We start from the raw sequence: 17,076 nt of genomic DNA, 5'->3' as shown, positions 1-17,076 counted from the left end.
GGTCATGCTACTTACGGGTAACTTACGGTCGCGTAGGTATCATCCGCGGTATGACCGCCGTGGACGAGACCGACGACGCAGCCTCCGCCGTTGCTTCGGTCGACCTGCCCAAGCTCGCGAAACCCAAGCTCAGGGGGTGGCTGCACGCGGGAATGTTCCCCGCGGTACTCATTTCCGGCGTGGTCCTGACAGCCTTCGCGCAGAGCACCCGCGGGCGGATCGCCTGCGCCGTCTTCACCGTCACCGCCTGTGCCCTCTTCGGCGTCAGCGCGCTCTACCACCGCGGCAACTGGGGCCCGCGCGGTGCCGGAATTTTGCGACGACTTGACCATGCCAACATCTTCCTGATCATCGCGGGCACGTACACGCCGCTGACGATCCTGCTGCTGCCCGGAGCCACCTCCGAGCTGCTGCTGTGGCTGGTCTGGGCCGGCGCGCTGGCCGGTATCGCCTTCCGGGTCTTCTGGGTCGGCGCCCCCCGCTGGCTCTACACGCCCTGCTACATCGCGCTCGGCTGGGTCGCGGTCTTCTTCCTGCCGGACTTCATGCGCACCGGCGGCGTCGCCGTGATGGTCTGCGTGGTCGTCGGCGGCATCCTCTACAGCACCGGCGCGGCGGTCTACGGCTTCAAGCGGCCCAATCCCTCACCCCGCTGGTTCGGCTTCCACGAGGTCTTCCACTCCTTCACGCTGGCGGCGTTCATCGTCCACTACGTCGGCATCTCGCTGGTCGCCTACACCCACAACTGATCCAGCCGGACCCGGTCCGGCCACCACCTCCCCTCCAGATCGGCTCCCCCAGAACCGACCCGCCGCACCCGCCACGCCCCGCACTCCCCGCCCACGGGAGTGCGGGGCTTTCGCATGTCCGGAGTGACAGCTACTATTTTTTAGTAGTCACTTTCATTTGACATCTACTCGCGGGAGATCTCGTGTCGGCACCGTCCGCAACACCCTCCGCAGCAGCGCCCCACACCCACGAGCCGGGCGCCGACCCCAGGAGATGGCTCGCGCTCGGCGCGCTGGTCGCCAGCACCCTCGTCCTCAGCTTCGACATGACGATCCTCAACGTGGCGCTGCCGAGCATGGCCGGGCAGATCCACGCCGGGACCGGCGACCTGCAGTGGATCGTGGACTCGTACACCGTGGTCTTCGCCGCCGCGATGCTGCCCGCGGGCCTGCTCGGCGACCGGTTCGGGCGGCGCCGGATGCTGGTGGCCGGCCTGGTGGTGTTCCTCGCCGGCTCGATGATCGGCACCCTCGCGCACAGCCCGGGGCCGGTGATCGCGGCCCGTACCGTGATGGGCCTGGGCGGGGCGTTCGTGATGCCGCTGGCGCTGTCGGTGATCCCGTCGCTGTTCGGCCCGGCCGACCGGCCCAAGGCGGTGGCCATCACCAGCACCTCGATGGCGCTCGGCATGCCACTCGGCCCGATCATCGGCGGCGCGCTGCTGGAGCACTTCTGGTGGGGCTCGGTCTTCCTGATCAACATCCCGCTGGTCGCGATCAGCATCGTGGCGTGCGTGCTGCTGCTCCCCGAGACCCGCGATCCGGCCGCGCCACGGGTGGACCCGGTCGGCACCGTGTGCGCGGCCGCGGGCCTGGGCGCCCTGGTCTACGGCATCATCGAGGCCCCCGACCGCGGCTGGGCCGACCCGCTCGTGCTGGGCTCGCTGCTCGGGTCGGTGCTGCTGATCGCCGCGCTGGTGCTGCGCGAGCGCGGGGTGTCGCGGCCGATGCTCGACCTGTCGCTGCTGCGGCAGCGCGGCTTCCTGTGGAACGCGGTGGCCGCGACCCTGGTCAGCTTCATCCTCACCGGCCTGCTCTTCGTGCTGCCGTCCTACCTCCAGACCGTGCTGGGCTACGACGCCTTCGGCACCGGCCTGCGGCTGCTGCCGATGATGGGCGGGCTGATGGTCGCCGCCCGGCTCAGCGCCGGCCTGGTACGGCGGTTCGGCCCCCGGCCGGTGATCGCCACCGGGCTGCTGCTGCTCGCCGCGGCCGCCTTCCTCGGGGCCACCACCGGCAGCGGCGACGGCTACGGCGCCTGCGCGACCTGGCAGCCGATCGCCGGGCTCGGCTTCGGCCTGGCCATCGTGCCCTCGATGGACGGCGCGCTCGGCGCGCTCCCCCGCGACCGGGCCGGCAGCGGCTCGGGGCTGCTCCAGACGCTGCGGCAGACCGGCTCCGCGGTCGGCGTCGCGATCCTCGGCAGCGTGCTGGCCTCCGGCTACCGCGACCGGCTCGGCTCCACCCGGCTGACCGGCGCGGCGGCCCACACCGCACGGGACTCCGTGGTCGGCGCGCACCAGGTCGCCGCCAAGCTCGGCGACCGCGCGCTCGCCGCCGCCGCGGACCGGGCCTACGTCCACGGCATGGACCTGGCGATCGTGGTCTGCGGCGCCGCCGCACTGGCCGCGGCCGCGCTCGTCGCGGTCTTCCTGCCCGACACGCGCACGCCGGCGGCCCCCGGCAAGGCATCCGGGAAGGCCGCGGGCAACGCGTCCGGCCGGGCATCCGGCCAGGCCACCGCACCGGACGTACGGCAGGACGTACCGCAGGGCGCGCCCGTCCCCATGGCTCCCGGGGCCACCGATGCCCGACAATGAGCGGCATGTGCCCTCGTACGACCCCCACCGACGTGCCCGCGCCCGGCCTGCGGGAACGCAAGAAGGTCAAAACCCGGCAGGCCATCCGCACCGCCGCGTACCGGCTCTTCGCCGAGCAGGGGTACGACGCGACGCCGATCGACCAGATCGCCGCCGAGGCGGACGTGTCGCCCAGTACCGTCTTCCGCTACTTCCCCACCAAGGAGGACATCGTCCTCACGGACGAGTACGACGACGACATGGCGGGGGTACTGCGCACCCGACCGATGGACGAGCCGGCGCTGGCCTCCGTACGGCACGTGATGCACGAGGTGCTGGGGCGCATGCTCGCCGACCCGCAGGCGCGCGAGGAACTGGTCCGGCGCGAGGAACTGGTCCGGGACGTGCCGGCGATCCGCGCCCGCGCGCACGAGTCGATGTCCACGACCGGGCGGCTGCTCGGCGGCATCATCGCGGAGCGGACCGGGCGGCCCGCGGACGACCTGGAGGTCCGGGTCTTCACGACGGCGGTCTTCGGGGCGATCCACGAGACCACGATGTACTGGATCGAGCACCACCGGTCCGAGGACATCATCGCGCTGCTCGACCGCACCCTCGGGTTGCTCCGCCGAGGCCTCGACATCCCGCCGACCTGAACCACCCCGGGCCCGCGGGACCGGGGCGCCGGGGGGTCAGGCCTCCACTCGGAGTTGGGAGCGCAGGGCGCGGGGGTCGGAGGTGGGGGCGTCGCAGACGAAGCGGCGGCAGACGTACGCCGCCGCGCGCCCACCCCTCGTCGGGCGCCCCCGCAGCAGCGGGAACTCCTCCGACCCCTCCTCCCCGATCGCCACCACGGCGCCGGGCGCGGCGCCCAGCAGCGCGGTGCGGTGCAACTCGTCGGTGAGCGGGTCCCCGACCGCCCCGACGACCGCGACCTCCCGCGGCCCGTCGAGCATCGCCTCGGCCACCGCGAGCCCCCACCCGACGAAGCGGGGCGCGCGGGCGGCCAGCGCCCCGACCACGCCGAGCGCCCGCTCCGCCGCGGTGCGGTGCCGCTCGGAACCGGTGTGCGCGGCATACGACAGCAGGGCGCCCGCCGCCGCGTTCCACCCGGAGGGCACCGCGTTGTCCGTCGGGTCCTGCGGGCGGCGGATCAGCGCCTCGGCGTCGTCGGCGGTGTCGTAGAGCGTGCCGTCGGGCGCGGTGAAATGCGCGAGCACCCCGTCCAGCAGCAGCCCGGCGAAGTCCAGCCAGGCGCCCTCCCCGGTCACGGAGGCGAGCGCGAGGAAGCCCTCGGCGACGTCGCCGTAGTCCTCCAGCACGCCCGCGTTGGTGCCGGGCGCGCCGTCGCGGGAGGTGCGCAGCAGCCGTCCGTGGGGATCGAGGTGGACGCGTACCAGCAGGTCGGCGGCGTCGACCGCGGCCTGCACCAGGTCGGGCCGGTCGAAGTAGGCGCCGGTCTCGGCGAGCGCGGCGATGGCCAGCCCGTTCCAGGCGGCGACCACCTTGTCGTCCCGGCCGGGCCGGGGCCGCCGCGCCCGGGCGGTGAGCAGCCGGTCGCGTACGGAGGCCACCCGGTCGGCGTCCACCACGCCGTTGCCCTGCGGGAGTTGGAGGACCGAGGCGCCCTCCTCGAAGGTGCCCTGCTGGGTCACCCCGAAGTAGCCGGCCGCGAACTCGCCGTCGGCCGGACCGAGTTCGTCGGCGAGCTGGGCGGGCGTCCAGACGTAGTAGGCCCCTTCGACGCCGTGGCCGCTGCCGTCGTCGCTGTCGGCGTCCAGCGCGGAGGCGAACCCGCCCTCGGCCGTGCCGAGTTCGGTGACCATGAAGTCCGCGGTCTCCAGGGCGACCCGGCGGGCGAGGTCGGAGCCGGTGGCCCGCCACAGGTGCGCGTACACGCGGGTGAGCAGCGCGTTGTCGTAGAGCATCTTCTCGAAGTGCGGCACGACCCACGCATGGTCCACGCTGTACCGGGCGAAGCCGCCCGCGAGTTGGTCGTAGATCCCGCCGCGGGCCATCGCCTCGCAGGTGTCGCGGACCATCCGCAGGGCGCCCTCGGCGCCGGTGCGGGAGTGGTGGCGCAGCAGGAACTCCAGCGCCATCGACGGCGGGAACTTCGGGGCGCCGCCGAAGCCGCCGTGCGTCGCGTCGTACGCCCGGGTCAGGCCGAGCAGCGCCGCGGCGAGTTCGCTCTCGCCCACGCCGCCGGTCGCGTTGCCGTACGCCCCGGCCCGCTCGGACAGTTCGCGTACGATCCGGCCGGCCACCTCGCCGACCTCCTCGCGGCGCTCCCGCCACGCGGCGACCACGCCCTCCAGCACCTCCCGGAACCCGGGCATGCCGCCGTGCGGGGTGGGCGGGAAGTAGGTGCCGAAGTAGAACGGCTCGCCGTCGGGGGTGAGGAAGACGGTCATCGGCCAGCCGCCCTGGCCGGTGGCGGCCTGCACGGCCTCCATGTAGACCGCGTCGACATCGGGGCGCTCCTCCCGGTCCACCTTGACCGCGACGAAGTGCTCGTTCAGGTAGGCGGCGACCGCCTCGTCCTCGAACGACTCGTGCGCCATCACATGGCACCAGTGGCAGCTGCTGTACCCCACACTCAGCAGCACCGGCACCCCCCGCTTGCGGGCCTCCTCGAACGCCTCCTCGCCCCAGGGCCACCAGTCCACCGGGTTGTCCGCGTGCTGAAGCAGGTACGGCGACGTCGCGTCACCAAGTCGGTTCACCCGGCCACTTTCTCACGCCGCCACGACCCTCCGCGCGCGCCGACGTGGAGGTGTCGTGACGGCCGCTCCACAGCCCACCGTCGCCGCGTCGCGCCTCCCTGGCCAGTACGCTGGGCGCACTGCCGTCGGACGGCGTCGGAGACCAGGAGGACCGGGAAGCGCACGATGCGTGTCGGGAGGGTCGTGCCCGCGTGGATGCACGAGCGGATCACCGCTGAGCAGTACGACTCGTGGTCGGCCGAGCAGTGCGCGGGCATCGAAGTGGTGGACGGCATGATCGCCGTGAGCCCGAGCGCATCGGTTCGGCACAACCGTGTCGCCGGGATCATCGCGAACGCGCTGGACGACGCCGGGGGCCCGGAGTGGAACGCGGACACGGACTTCGACGTACGGCTCCAGGACATTCCGCTGACCAACCGACGGCCGGACGTCGTGGTCTACCGGGCGGACCGGATCGACACGGTGCCCATGCGCCCGGAACACGTCCTGCTCGTGGTGGAAGTCGTGTCGCCCGGGTCCGAGACCACCGACCGCACGGTGAAGCTGGAGCAGTACGCCAGGGCCGGGATTCCCGTGTACTGGCGGATCGAGCAGATCGCCACCACCACCTGTGTCGCGTACACCTACCTCCTCGACGCGGCGAGCGGTCGCTACCGGGAGAGTGACGTGTTCACCGGTGCGATCGAGGCGGCCGCCCCGTTCCCGGTCGAGGTCGACCTCCGAGCCGTCTGACCGGGAGGCACCGCCACAAAGCTGCTTCTGGGCGCCTGCCCGGTCTTCGACGACCGCCCGGAAAAAAGTTCCGCGGGCGTGTCGATTCCGGGGTGGTCCGCTCGACGCACTGGTGGGAGCGGGAAGAAGTCCCGCGGCCGGAATATCTCCGGACGGACCGAAGGAGCACGAGATGCGCTACATGATGCTGGTCAAGGTGGACCCCTCGAAGGCGCCCGCGGCGGGGCCGAGCGCGGAGATGATGACGGAGATGGGCAAGCTCATCGACGAGATGGCCAAGGCCGGGGTGCTGCTGGACACCGGGGGGCTGCGGCCGGTCGAGGAGAGCACCGTGCTGCACCTGTCCGGCGGGAAGCAGACCGTGCTGGACGGCCCGTTCACCGAGGCCAAGGAGATCATCGGCGGCTACTGCATCGTGCAGGTGAAGTCGCGGGAGGAGGCCCTGGAGTGGGCGTCCCGCTTCCTGTCGGTGCACGACGACGAGTGGGAGCTGTCGTCGGAGATCCGGCAGATCGTGGAGCCGCAGTAACGCGATCCGCGCGTCGGGGGGCGCCTGCCGAGCGCGGGCGCCCCCGGCTGCTGTCATGGGTCGGCACGGCGGGCACGGCGAGCAAGGCGAGCGGCAGGCGGCGGGTGTGGCGGTATGACGGTATGACGGAGGAAGAAGGACAGGAGCAGGCAGCGGTGGACGGGCACGCGCGGTCCCGTACGGACCCGGGACGGGACGCGCATCGGGCCGTGGCCGCGGTGTGGCGGATCGAGTCGCCGCGGCTGGTGGCCGGGCTGGCCCGGCTGGTACGGGACCTGGACACGGCGGAGGAACTCGCCCAGGACGCGCTGGTCGCCGCGCTGGAGCAATGGCCGCGGGAGGGGGTGCCGCGCAACCCGGGCGCATGGCTGATGACCACCGCCAAGCGGCGGGCGATCGACCAGATCCGCCGGGACGAGACGTTCGCCCGCAAGTTGCGCCTGCTCGCCCGCGAGCAGGAGACCGGGCCCGGGCCGGCGGACGTCGAGGAGGCGTTCGCGCGGGCGGAGGACCCGGACGCGATCGGGGACGACCTGCTGCGGCTGGTGTTCACCGCGTGCCACCCGGTGCTGTCCCAGGAGGCGCGGGTCGCGCTGACCCTGCGGCTGGTGGGCGGCCTGACCACGGACGAGATCGCCCGCGCGTACCTGGTCGCGGAGCCGACGGTGGCGCAGCGGCTCGTCCGGGCCAAGCGCACCCTCGCGAAGGAGCGGGTGCCGTTCGAGGTGCCGTACGGGCCGGAGCGGGCGCAGCGCCTCGCGTCGGTCCTCGAAGTGGTCTATCTGGTTTTCAACGAGGGCTACTCGGCGACCGCCGGCGACGACTGGACGCGTCCCGCGCTGTGCGAGGACGCGCTGCGGCTGGCCCGGGTGCTGGCGGGGCTGATGCCGGCCGAGCCGGAGGTGCACGGGCTCGCCGCGCTGCTGGAGATCCAGGCGTCCCGGTCGGCCGCGCGCGGCGGCGCCGAGCCGGTCCTGCTGGCCGACCAGGACCGGCGGCGCTGGGACATGCTGCTGGTCCGCCGGGGGTTCGCCGCGCTGGCCCGGGCGAACGCCGCGGCGCGGGAGCGGGGCGTGGCGCCGGGGCCGTACGCGCTCCAGGGGGCGATCGCCGCCTGCCACGCGAGCGCGCTCGACCCGGCGGACACCGACTGGGACCGGATCGCCGGGCTGTACCGGATGCTGGCCGCCCGTACCGGCTCCCCCGTGGTCGAGCTGAACCGCGCGGTGGCGGTCGGCATGGCGCGCGGCCCGGCCGCGGGCCTGGAACTGGCCGACGCGCTCGCCGGCTCGGGCGCGCTGGAGGGCTACCACCTGCTGCCGGCCGTACGGGCGGACCTGCTGCTGCGGCTGGGGCGGGCGGCCGAGGCGCGCGAGGAGTTCTCCCGGGCCGCGGAGTTGACCCGGAACAACGCCGAACGGGCCCTGCTGCTGCGGCGGTCGGCGCAGGCGGGCGCAGGCGCGGAGGCGGGCGCGAGGACCGAGGTGGAGCCGGCGCCGGAACCGGGCAAGGGACCAGGCAAGCGCACCAACGCGGCCCCCGACAACGGGGTTCAGCCGCACGGCAGTTGACGCCCGCGGCTCGCACCGTACGCGCGCCCGTACCGGCTCCGCCGCGGCACCTGCCACCGGTCCGGCACCACGCCCGGTGGCGCCTCCGTCCCCCCGGCGCGCACGGTGCGCTCCGGGCGCTTGTCAACCGCGCGCCGGAAAGGGGGGGTTGAGGCGGGCCCGGTACGGGAACCTCCTACTACCCGTGGAGTGTGTTCACCACGGGGCCGGTAGGTAATGGGAGGGCATGTGGCGGAGTCGCGGATCGCGTTGCGGGCGGCGGACCGGGCCGAGGTGGAGCGGCTGCTGCGCCGAACGGTGGCCGAGCGGGGCGCCGGCGCCGGGAGCCCCGCGGGCGATACGCGGGCGCTGCTGGCGCGCGGCCGAAAGCAGTTGGACGACCTTGCGGGTGCCGCTCCCGAGGAGTACACCGCCTACCGCAAGGCGCTGCGCGAGGGCCGGGCCGCCTCCAACGTCTCGGCGATGGCACCCGGTTCGGTGCCAGGACTCGCCGCGATCGTGGCCGCGCTGGTCGCCTTCGGCCTCGACCTCGGGCACGGGCTGTCGGCCGGCGCCGCCGTGATCACCGGCCTCGCCACCGGGGCCGCGACCTTCTGCGTGGCGGCGCTGCGCACCCTCCGGGCGCACCAGGCGCTGCCCGCCGGCGCCGCGCAGGCCAGGTCGGCGTGGCTGGCGGCGGTGGAGCAGCGCGGGATAAGGCCGTTCGTGCTGGACGTCCGGCCGGCCGCACCGGGCTCCGCATCCGGCGCGGGCGCCCCACCGGTCGCCAGGCAGCGCACCGCCGCGCCCGAGCCGTCGCGCGCGACCGCGCCGCCGCCCACCCGCGGGGCCGCGCCCGCACCCGCTTCCCCGGCCCCGCCCGCACCGTTGCCGCCCCCCGTACCGGAGCGGGCCGCGGCCACCAAGGCGCGGCGCGGCGGGGACCGCAGCGCCGCCGCCCGGGCCCGGGCGGTCCTGGAGCAGTCGTTCGGCCAACTTCCGGAGACCGAGGGGCCGTTCGCCGGGCGGCGCGGCCACCTCGCCCAGATCGCGCAGTGGGTGCACCAGGCCCGTGCGTCAACTGCCGTACGCCCCACGGTCGTGGTCCTGCACGGCCCGGCCGGCGGTGGCCGCAGCGCCCTCGCGGTGCGCGCGGCAAGGGAGTTGAAGGACCAGTTCAAGGGCGCGTGCGTGGTGGACCTGCGCGGCGCGGGCGCCGCGCCGCTGCCGGTCAGGGACGCGCTGCTGCACCTGCTCAACCGGCTCGGCGCGCCCCGCGACCAACTCCTCTTCCGGGAGCGGCCGGAGCGGCAGGACCAGGGCCAGCACATGCACCGCCTCGCCGAGCAGTACCAGCAGCACCTGACCGGCGTGCCGGTGGTGATCGTGCTGGACGACGCGGCCGACGCCGAGCAGATCCGGCAGCTGGTGCCGGAGCGCTCCGAGAGCCTGGTGCTGGTCACCTCCGCCGAGTCGTTCGACCCGGATCTGCCGGGCGCGGTCGTGCACCACCTGCCGGTCGGCCCGTTGAACCTCGACGACACCTTCGAACTGCTCGGCGAGATCGCCGACGCGGCCGGCACCGACACCGCGCCGCCCGAACAGGCCGAGCGGCTGCGCGAGTTGACCGCGGGCCTGCCGATCGCGCTGCGGATCGCGGCCTCCGGGCTCGCCGAGCACGGCGGCGCGGCCGGACTGGCCGACGACATCGAGGTGTTCGGGCCACGCGACCCGGTCGACCGGGTGCTCGCGCTGCGCTACCACGACCAGCCCGAGCCGGGCCGCCGCCTGCTGCGCCGCCTCGCACTCGCCGGGCGGGCCAGTTTCGGGGCGGCCGCGGCCGCGGCACTGCTGGCCACCGACGAGCAGGAGGCCGGCCGCCGGCTGGCCGAACTGGCCGCCGCCGGACTGCTGGAGAACGTCCGCGGCAGCCGCTACCGGCCGCACGACCTGGTCCGGGCCTTCGCCGCGGAGCGGCTGCTCGACGAGGAGGACCCGGTCGAGCGGGCCGCCGCCCACGAACGGCTGATCCGCTCCTACGCCGACCTGGCCGACACCGTGATCCGGCTGGTCGAGGGGAAGACCTCGACCCGGGCCGGCCGGTTCGGGCCGCACGGCTTCGCCTCCCTCGAACTCGCGCTGCGCTGGCTGGACGAGGAGTCCTCGTTCATCACCGCCGCGCTGCGCGACACCGCGGGCGTGGACCAGTCCGCCGTGCAGGCGCTGCTGGGCGCGCTGTGCGACTACTGCCTGCTGCGCGGCGACCTGTACCGGCTGGGCGAGATCAGCGAGATGGCCCAGGCGCAGCAGGCCGCGGGGCTGCGCTCGGGCACCGAGGGCGACCGTTCGGTGCTGGTGCGGTCGGTGCAGTGGCGGACCGGTATCGCGGCCCGGCAACTCGGCGAGCTGGACCGTTCGAAGTCCACCCTCAGCGCGGTGGTGGACCTGTACTTCGAGGCCGAGCACCCGGCCGGCGCCGCCCGCGCGCTGGACAGCCTCGGCATCACCCTGCACCACCAGGGCAACCTGCGGGAGGCCGAACTGCGGCTGCGCGAGGCCGTCGACATCCAGGCCGCGCCCGGGCTGGAGGAGGACCGGGCCTGGACGCTGCACGCGCTCGCCGCGGTGCTGCGGGACATGGGCCAGGTCGGGCAGGCGCTCGGGCTGCTCCAGGAGTCGCTGGCGCTGCACCGGGAGAACGAGAGCGTGCAGGGCGAGGCCTGGGCGCACCTCCAACTCGGCCAGGTCTACCTGCGGTTGGGCCGGCTGGCGGAGGGCGAGGAGGAACTGCGCGCGGCCGGGCGGTCGTACGCCCTGGCCCGTGACCCGCGCGGCACCGCGTGGACGCTCACCCAGCAGGCCCGTGCGCGGCTGATGCGGGGCGAGGCGCGGGAGGCCGCCCGCGACCTGGACGAGGCGGTGCAGCGGCACCGGACCAGTGAGGACGCCCGCGGCGAGGCGTGGACGCTGTACTACCTCGGGCACGCGCTGGAGGAGAGCGGCGACACCGACGCGGCGCTGCGCACCCTGGAGCGGTCGCGCAGCATGTTCTCCCGGATGCGGGACGTCTACGGGCTGGCCTGCGCCCGGCACCACTCCGCGCGGGTGACCCGGGACCAGCGGGCGGCCCGCACCGGGAACCTGCGCAACAGCGGGTTCGCCCGGCAGCTGCTCCAGGACGCCCGGCAGGACTTCCGGCGGATCGGGGTGGAGCACGGCGAGGCGTGGTCGTGCGTGGAGCTGGCGGTGATCGACGCGGGGAACGGGCGGCTGCTGGAGGCGCTGACGCTGCTGGACGAGGCGGCGGAGCTCTTCGCCTCGCTCGGGGACCGGCGCGGCCACGACTGGGCGGTCTTCCTGCGGGCCACGGTGCTGCCGCTGCTGCCGCCGGACCCGGCCGGGCCCGACGGCACCACCCGGGCCCGTGAGGAGCTCCAGGCGCTGCTGGCCGAGTCCTTCCCCGAGCGCGACCCCGATCTCACGGAGTACGCCGAGGCACACCTGCTGCTGCTCGCCCGCGGTTCCATCGTCCCCGGGTCGCCCTGGGACGCGTGGAGGCTGGGCATGACCCCGACGAGGTCTGCCCGGATGGTGATGGCGGTCCCGACGTAGCGGGGGCCGCCGCGCGGTTACTCCCGCGCCGCCGGGATCTTCGGCTTCGTGTCGGGAGCCGGCTGCTCCTCGAAGTCGATCTTCTTCATCTGCTTGTTCATGTTCTTCATCAGCGCCCACAGGCCCACCGCGATCACGGCGAAGACCACGAACCCGAGCAGCCCTGGGGTCACCTTGTTCTTGTCGAGCTCCTGGGCGAGCGGGACAAGCTGGTGGAGGGCGTGGTAGTCAGTCACGCCCTCCATTGTTGCTCAGGCCCGCAAGGCCCCGGAGGTCAGGCCCCGCGAACGCCCGCGAACAGGTCGTCCTCGGGCAGGGAGACGTCCACCCGGGAGCGGGCGAGTTCGTAGTCCTCGGTGGGCCAGACCTCGCGCTGGACGTCCATCGGGACCCGGAACCAGCCGCCGTCGGGGTCGATCTGGGTGGCGTGGGCGAGCAGCGCCTTGTCGCGGATCTCGAAGAAGTCGCCGCACGGCACGTGGGTGGTCAGGTTGCGCTCGGGCCGGTCGGACTCCTCGAACCGCTTGATCCAGTCCGCGTACGGGGACTCCAGTCCGCGGGCGAGCAGCGCCTCGTGCAGGGCGAGCGTGCGGGCCTTGTTGAAGCCCTGGTTGTAGTAGAGCTTCGAGGGGGTCCAGGGCTCGCCCGCCTCGGGGTAGCGCTCGGGGTCCCCCGCCGCCTCGAACGCCACCACCGAGATCTTGTGGGTCATGATGTGGTCGGGGTGCGGGTAACCGCCGTTCTCGTCGTAGGTGGTGATCACCTGCGGCCGGAACTCGCGGATGAGTTTCACCAGCGCGCCGGCCGCGGTGTCCACGTCCTCCAGGCCGAAGCAGCCCTCGGGCAGCGGCGGCAGCGGGTCGCCCTCGGGCAGCCCCGAGTCCACGTAGCCGAGCCACGCCTGCTTCACGCCGAGGATCTGCCGGGCCTCGTCCATCTCCTTGGCCCGGACCTCGTGGATGTGCTCCTCGATATAGGCGTCGCCCTGGAGCTTGGGGTTGAGCACGGAGCCGCGCTCGCCGCCGGTGCACGTCGCCACCAGCACGTCGACCCCCTCTGACACGTACTTGGCCATGGTGGCCGCACCCTTGCTCGACTCGTCGTCGGGGTGGGCGTGCACGGCCATCAGTCGAAGCTGATCGGTCAAGGCTGGCTTCCTTAGGTCTCCGGTCTTCACAACAGTGTCGAACCCCCTCCGAAGTCACCCGGGGGAACCTCCCTATAGTGACGGGAGACGGGGGCGAATAATTCCGCGGTCCCCGACGGAAGGACGATCATGACGGCCGTGCAGCCTGGCCCGGCACCCGCGCTGCCCGAAGGGCGTTACGGCGGCGGCCCGGACGCGGACGCCCGCAAGGACCGCGCCCTGCGCAGGGCCGCGGTCGTGCTGGGCGCGCTCCTGGCGGTCGGCATCGGCTACTTCGCCTGGCACTCGCTGACCGGGAACAAGATCAGCGCGCAGGTCGTCTCGTTCAAGGCGGTGACCGCCCACTCCCTGCAGATCCACCTCGAAGTCCACAAGGGCGCCGGCACCGTCGCGATCTGCACGGTCCGCTCCCAGGACACCGACCACAACGAGGTCGGCCGCAAGGACGTACGGATCACGCAGCACGCCAAGGACGTCGACACGATCGTGACGCTCCGCACCACGGCGCTGGGCACCACCGGCGAACTCGTGGGCTGCCAGACCGCGAAGAACAGCTGACGAGCCGCCGGGGGACGGCCGAAGGACAGGCCCCGGGCCGGCCGCCCGGCCCCGCTTCCGTCAGTGGCTGAGCACGTTCGCACCCACGATGAACAGGCCGATCAGCACGTCCACGCCGCCGACTCGGCAGGACGGCCCCCAGCCCTGACCCGCCGCGCGGGCCGCCCACAGCCCCCATCCGAAGAGCGTCGCGGTGTTGACGATCAGGACGACGCTGGTGCCGCCGCTCTCGCTCCACCACCCGGCGGACGCGCCCAGGAGCGCGAACAGCGTCGGGATCACGGCGGCGACCAGCGGCCACTCGTCCCGCATCGACCGAAGCGTCTCGACGGTGGCCTTCTTGCCGCCGCCGGCCGACCAGTGGGAGATGGTGTGCGCGTAACCGTGGGCCGCGGCCGCCGTGACCGCGGCCAGCAGAATCCACAGCGCGTCGTAGCCGGGGTTGGGCTGGCCGGTGTCGTGGTCGAGGGCGGACGCGAGGGAGCTGGCGAGCACCGTCCCGTACACGCCGCCGAACAGCAGACGCTGCCGCGGCACGCCCAGGGTCGTGTAAGCCGTGTCCCGGCTCGGGCTGTCCGGCACGCTGCCACCCTTCGCGCAGTACGGTCGCTCCGCACGATGTAACCGCATGTGGGACATATCTCCCCGCACCCGGCCGGGGGCGCCGCCTCATGTCGGCCGCGCCGAGCGGCGGGCGCCAGAAGGGCTCCACGAGGCCCGGAAACGCGTTCGAGGCGCGTTCGGGACCCCGCCCGGCGCTCGCCCGGGAGCCGCCCGGGACCCGCCCGGGACCCGCCCGCCGGCCGCCGAGGGGCCGCGGACCGGCAGGACGAGGCCGCCTCGCCGGTCAGGAATTGTTAGGCTCGTGGTTTCGTCCCTGCACCGGCTGGCAATGCACTTGTTCACCGGAAAGGGACACGCATACGCACACCGCATGACAGTACCGACGAGGAGCACCTGTGACCCAGACCAGCGACAACGTCACCTGGCTCACCCAGGCGGCGTACGACCAGCTCAAGGCCGAGCTGGAGCATCTGTCTGGTCCGGCCCGCGCCGAGATCGTCGCCAAGATCGAGGAAGCCCGTCAGGAAGGCGATCTCAAGGAGAACGCCGGCTACCACGCGGCGCGTGAGGACCAGGGCAAGCTGGAGCTGCGCATCCGGCAGCTCAACCAGATCCTGGAGACCGCGAAGGTCGGCGAGGCGCCGGCCGACGACGGCGTGGTGGCTCCCGGCATGGTGGTGACCATCGCGTTCGACGGCGACCCGGACGACACGCTGACCTTCCTGCTCGGCTCGCGCGAGGGGGTCGGCAGCGACCTCGACACGTACTCGCCGCAGTCGCCGCTCGGCCGGGGTGTGGCCGGCAAGCGCAAGGGCGAGGACGCCACGTACGAGCTGCCGAACGGCAAGACGGCGGCGGTGAAGGTCCTCGACGTGAAGCCGTACCAGGGCTGAGCCCTCCGCGCGGCGCCGCCCTCGCGGCACGCATGACGCAGCCCCGGCCGTCGGGTGACGGCCGGGGCTGCGTACGTGTACGGCGTACGCCCCCGGCGCGGGCGCACCGGCGCGCGTACGGCCTGCGTACGGCCCGTAAAGGGACCGGCCCCGGCTAGGAGGCCGCGGAGCGGTACTTGCGCACCGCGAGGGTGCGGAAGATCGCCACGATGACCACCGACCAGGCCAGCGAGGCCCACACCGGGTGCTCCATCGGCCAGGCCGAGGACTTGACCACGCCCGGGTTGCCGAAGAGCGTGCGGCTCGCCTGGACGGTGGCGCTGAACGGGTTCCACTCGGCGATGTGCCGCAGCCACGGCGTCATGTTCTCCGGGGAGACGAACGCGTTGGACACGAAGGTGACCGGGAAGAGCCAGACCAGGCCGCCGGAGGTGGCCGCCTCGGGGGTGCGCACCGACAGGCCGATCAGCGCGCCGATCCAGGAGAAGGCGTAGCCGAGCAGCAGCAGGAGCGCGAACGCCCCGAACATCTTCGGCACGCCGTTGTGGATGCGCCAGCCGACCAGCAGTCCGACGCAGGCGAGGACGACCACGGTCAGCGCCGTCTGCACCAGGTCGGCGAGGGTACGGCCGGTGAGCACCGCGCCGCGCGACATCGGCAGCGAGCGGAACCGGTCGATCAGGCCCTTGTGCATGTCGTCGGCGATGCCCGCGCCGGCGCCCGCGGTGGCGAAGGTGACGGTCTGCGCGAAGATGCCCGCCATCAGGAAGTTGCGGTAGTCGGAGGCGTTGGACGACCCGCCGACGGCGACCGAGCCGCCGAAGACGTAGCTGAACAGCACCACGAACATGATCGGCTGGAACAGGCCGAAGATCACGACCTCGGGGATGCGCATCATCCGCAGCAGGTTGCGCTTGGCGACGACCAGGGAGTCGTGCAGGGAGCCCAGCACGCCGCCGCGCGGGGTCGGCGCGAGGGTGGCGTGCGGGGTCTCGGGGGTGCCGGTGACGGCGCTCATTTCGTGCTCTCCTTCGCCGAAGCGGCCTGCTGGTCGTCACCGGAGCCGGAACCCGAACCGGAGTCGGAGCCGGAGTCGGAGCCGGCACGGTCGGCGGCCTCCGCGGCCTGCGCCTCGGACTCCTCGGCGGTGTGCCCGGTGAGGGAGAGGAACACGTCGTCGAGGGTGGGGCGGCGCAGCCCGATGTCGTCGATCTCGATGCTCTCGGCGTCGAGGTCGCGGATCACCTCGGCCAGCAGCTTGGCGCCGCCGGCGACCGGCACGGTGACCTTGCGGGTGTGCTGCTCGACGGTGACGGCGTCCCGGCCGCCCTTGCCGTGCCGGACCAGCACGGCCACGGTGTCCTCGATCCGGCCCTGGTCGTGGGCGACGACCTCGATCCGCTCGCCGCCGGTCTGCGCCTTGAGCTGGTCGGAGGTGCCGCGGGCGATCACCAGACCGTGGTCGATGACGCAGATGTCGTGCGCGAGGTGGTCGGCCTCCTCCAGGTACTGCGTGGTGAGCAGCAAGGTGGTGCCGCCGGCCACCAGTTCCTGGATGACCTCCCACAACTGCTGCCGGTTGCGCGGGTCGAGCCCGGTGGTGGGTTCGTCCATGAACATCACCGGCGGGCTGACCACGAGGGCGGCGGCCAGGTCGAGCCGGCGGCGCATACCGCCGGAGTAGGTCTTGGAGACGCGGTTGGCGGCGTCGGCGAGGTTGAACCGCTCCAGCAGTTCGTCGGCGCGCGCCTTGGCCCGCTTCGCGTCGAGCTGGTAGAGCTGCGCGACCATCTGCAGGTTCTCGCGGCCGGTGAGGTACTCGTCGACGGCCGCGAACTGGCCGGACAGCCCGATGTGCCGGCGGACCTCGTTCGGGTGCTTGAGCACGTCGATGCCCGCGACGACGGCCTTGCCGCTGTCGGGGCGGAGCAGGGTGGTCAGGACACGGACGGCGGTGGTCTTCCCCGCGCCGTTGGGCCCGAGCAGGCCGAGGACGGTGCCTTCCGGCACGTCGAGATCCACTCCCCCCAGTGCTCTGACGTCTCCGAAGGTCTTGACCAGACCTTCGGCGTAGATGGCGCCCGCCATGTCTTTCGCTCCCGTCGGTGATCCGTGTGTGCGCGTACGCGGGACGCGTACCGGGGCGGCAGCCGCGTGCCCGCGGCCGGGCCCGCTGCC

Annotated in this window: 15 protein-coding genes; 9 read left to right on the top strand and 6 right to left on the bottom strand. The window is 73.3% G+C overall.

Translation table 11 applies throughout. The features are described 5' to 3' along the window. The first annotated feature begins 50 nt into the window (after positions 1 to 50). From trhA to OG370_RS26750, 3 genes are all read left to right on the top strand, one after another. On the top strand, positions 51 to 749 hold the full coding sequence (gene trhA, locus OG370_RS26760) for a PAQR family membrane homeostasis protein TrhA (protein WP_328468546.1): 699 nt from the start codon (positions 51 to 53) through the stop codon (positions 747 to 749). A 182-nt stretch (positions 750 to 931) separates the two neighbouring features. Next, complete coding sequence (locus OG370_RS26755; protein WP_328468544.1) at positions 932 to 2,608, top strand: MFS transporter; 1,677 nt, start codon at positions 932 to 934, stop codon at positions 2,606 to 2,608. 5 nt (positions 2,609 to 2,613) lie between these two features. Then, a complete protein-coding gene (locus OG370_RS26750) occupies positions 2,614 to 3,243 on the top strand; it encodes a TetR/AcrR family transcriptional regulator (RefSeq protein WP_328468542.1) in 630 nt (209 codons plus the stop codon). Between the two features lie 36 nt (positions 3,244 to 3,279). Here the strand turns inward: OG370_RS26750 and OG370_RS26745 are convergent, their stop codons facing one another. Next, on the bottom strand, positions 3,280 to 5,313 hold the full coding sequence (locus OG370_RS26745; protein ID WP_328468540.1) for a thioredoxin domain-containing protein: 2,034 nt from the start codon (positions 5,311 to 5,313) through the stop codon (positions 3,280 to 3,282). A 165-nt stretch (positions 5,314 to 5,478) separates the two neighbouring features. Between OG370_RS26745 and OG370_RS26740 the strand changes: the two genes are divergently transcribed. From OG370_RS26740 to OG370_RS26725, 4 genes are all read left to right on the top strand, one after another. Beyond that, positions 5,479 to 6,045, top strand: a complete 567-nt coding sequence (locus OG370_RS26740; RefSeq protein ID WP_328468538.1) for a Uma2 family endonuclease — start codon at positions 5,479 to 5,481, stop codon at positions 6,043 to 6,045. A 172-nt stretch (positions 6,046 to 6,217) separates the two neighbouring features. Then, positions 6,218 to 6,574, top strand: a complete 357-nt coding sequence (locus OG370_RS26735) for a YciI family protein (RefSeq protein WP_328468536.1) — start codon at positions 6,218 to 6,220, stop codon at positions 6,572 to 6,574. A gap of 122 nt (positions 6,575 to 6,696) precedes the next feature. Further along, the gene (locus OG370_RS26730) at positions 6,697 to 8,145 is read left to right on the top strand and encodes an RNA polymerase sigma factor (RefSeq protein WP_328468534.1); all 1,449 of its coding nucleotides are present in this window, start codon (positions 6,697 to 6,699) and stop codon (positions 8,143 to 8,145) included. Positions 8,146 to 8,373: 228 nt separating this feature from the next. After that, positions 8,374 to 11,736, top strand: coding sequence for a tetratricopeptide repeat protein (locus OG370_RS26725; protein WP_328468532.1), 3,363 nt, complete (start codon positions 8,374 to 8,376; stop codon positions 11,734 to 11,736). A 17-nt stretch (positions 11,737 to 11,753) separates the two neighbouring features. Here the strand turns inward: OG370_RS26725 and OG370_RS26720 are convergent, their stop codons facing one another. Continuing rightward, positions 11,754 to 11,981, bottom strand: coding sequence for a hypothetical protein (locus OG370_RS26720; protein ID WP_328468530.1), 228 nt, complete (start codon positions 11,979 to 11,981; stop codon positions 11,754 to 11,756). 29 nt (positions 11,982 to 12,010) lie between these two features. Beyond that, the gene (gene mca, locus OG370_RS26715; protein ID WP_328468528.1) at positions 12,011 to 12,883 is read right to left on the bottom strand and encodes a mycothiol conjugate amidase Mca; all 873 of its coding nucleotides are present in this window, start codon (positions 12,881 to 12,883) and stop codon (positions 12,011 to 12,013) included. Between the two features lie 129 nt (positions 12,884 to 13,012). Between mca and OG370_RS26710 the strand changes: the two genes are divergently transcribed. Further along, positions 13,013 to 13,441, top strand: coding sequence for a DUF4307 domain-containing protein (locus tag OG370_RS26710; RefSeq protein WP_328468526.1), 429 nt, complete (start codon positions 13,013 to 13,015; stop codon positions 13,439 to 13,441). A gap of 60 nt (positions 13,442 to 13,501) precedes the next feature. Here OG370_RS26710 and OG370_RS26705 read toward each other — a convergent pair whose 3' ends face one another. Continuing rightward, complete coding sequence (locus tag OG370_RS26705; RefSeq protein WP_328468524.1) at positions 13,502 to 14,023, bottom strand: hypothetical protein; 522 nt, start codon at positions 14,021 to 14,023, stop codon at positions 13,502 to 13,504. A gap of 377 nt (positions 14,024 to 14,400) precedes the next feature. Here OG370_RS26705 and greA point away from each other — a divergent pair, with 377 nt between their 5' ends. Continuing rightward, a complete protein-coding gene (greA, locus tag OG370_RS26700) occupies positions 14,401 to 14,898 on the top strand; it encodes a transcription elongation factor GreA (protein ID WP_328468522.1) in 498 nt (165 codons plus the stop codon). Between the two features lie 154 nt (positions 14,899 to 15,052). Here greA and OG370_RS26695 read toward each other — a convergent pair whose 3' ends face one another. Both OG370_RS26695 and OG370_RS26690 read right to left on the bottom strand, forming a co-directional pair. Beyond that, on the bottom strand, positions 15,053 to 15,916 hold the full coding sequence (locus OG370_RS26695) for an ABC transporter permease (protein ID WP_328468520.1): 864 nt from the start codon (positions 15,914 to 15,916) through the stop codon (positions 15,053 to 15,055). Further along, entirely contained in the window at positions 15,913 to 16,986 is a 1,074-nt protein-coding gene (locus OG370_RS26690) for an ATP-binding cassette domain-containing protein (RefSeq protein WP_328468518.1), read from the bottom strand. Before OG370_RS26690 ends, OG370_RS26695 begins: the two co-directional genes overlap by 4 nt. Between the last annotated feature and the right edge of the window lie 90 nt (positions 16,987 to 17,076).

It is taken from the genome of Streptomyces sp. NBC_00448 (genome assembly GCF_036014115.1).
Classification (GTDB): domain Bacteria; phylum Actinomycetota; class Actinomycetes; order Streptomycetales; family Streptomycetaceae; genus Actinacidiphila.
Note: the sequence above shows the minus strand (reverse complement) of the source record. Positions and strands in the feature narration are given on the sequence as shown.

Coding starts and splice junctions, on each gene's coding strand:
- trhA (WP_328468546.1), top strand. CDS start 51: ATGACCGCCGTGGACGAGACCGACGACGCAGCCTCCGCCGTTGCTTCG.
- OG370_RS26750 (WP_328468542.1), top strand. CDS start 2,614: ATGTGCCCTCGTACGACCCCCACCGACGTGCCCGCGCCCGGCCTGCGG.
- OG370_RS26740 (WP_328468538.1), top strand. CDS start 5,479: ATGCGTGTCGGGAGGGTCGTGCCCGCGTGGATGCACGAGCGGATCACC.
- OG370_RS26735 (WP_328468536.1), top strand. CDS start 6,218: ATGCGCTACATGATGCTGGTCAAGGTGGACCCCTCGAAGGCGCCCGCG.
- OG370_RS26730 (WP_328468534.1), top strand. CDS start 6,697: ATGACGGAGGAAGAAGGACAGGAGCAGGCAGCGGTGGACGGGCACGCG.
- OG370_RS26720 (WP_328468530.1), bottom strand. CDS start 11,981: ATGGAGGGCGTGACTGACTACCACGCCCTCCACCAGCTTGTCCCGCTC.
- OG370_RS26710 (WP_328468526.1), top strand. CDS start 13,013: ATGACGGCCGTGCAGCCTGGCCCGGCACCCGCGCTGCCCGAAGGGCGT.
- OG370_RS26695 (WP_328468520.1), bottom strand. CDS start 15,916: ATGAGCGCCGTCACCGGCACCCCCGAGACCCCGCACGCCACCCTCGCG.
- OG370_RS26690 (WP_328468518.1), bottom strand. CDS start 16,986: ATGGCGGGCGCCATCTACGCCGAAGGTCTGGTCAAGACCTTCGGAGAC.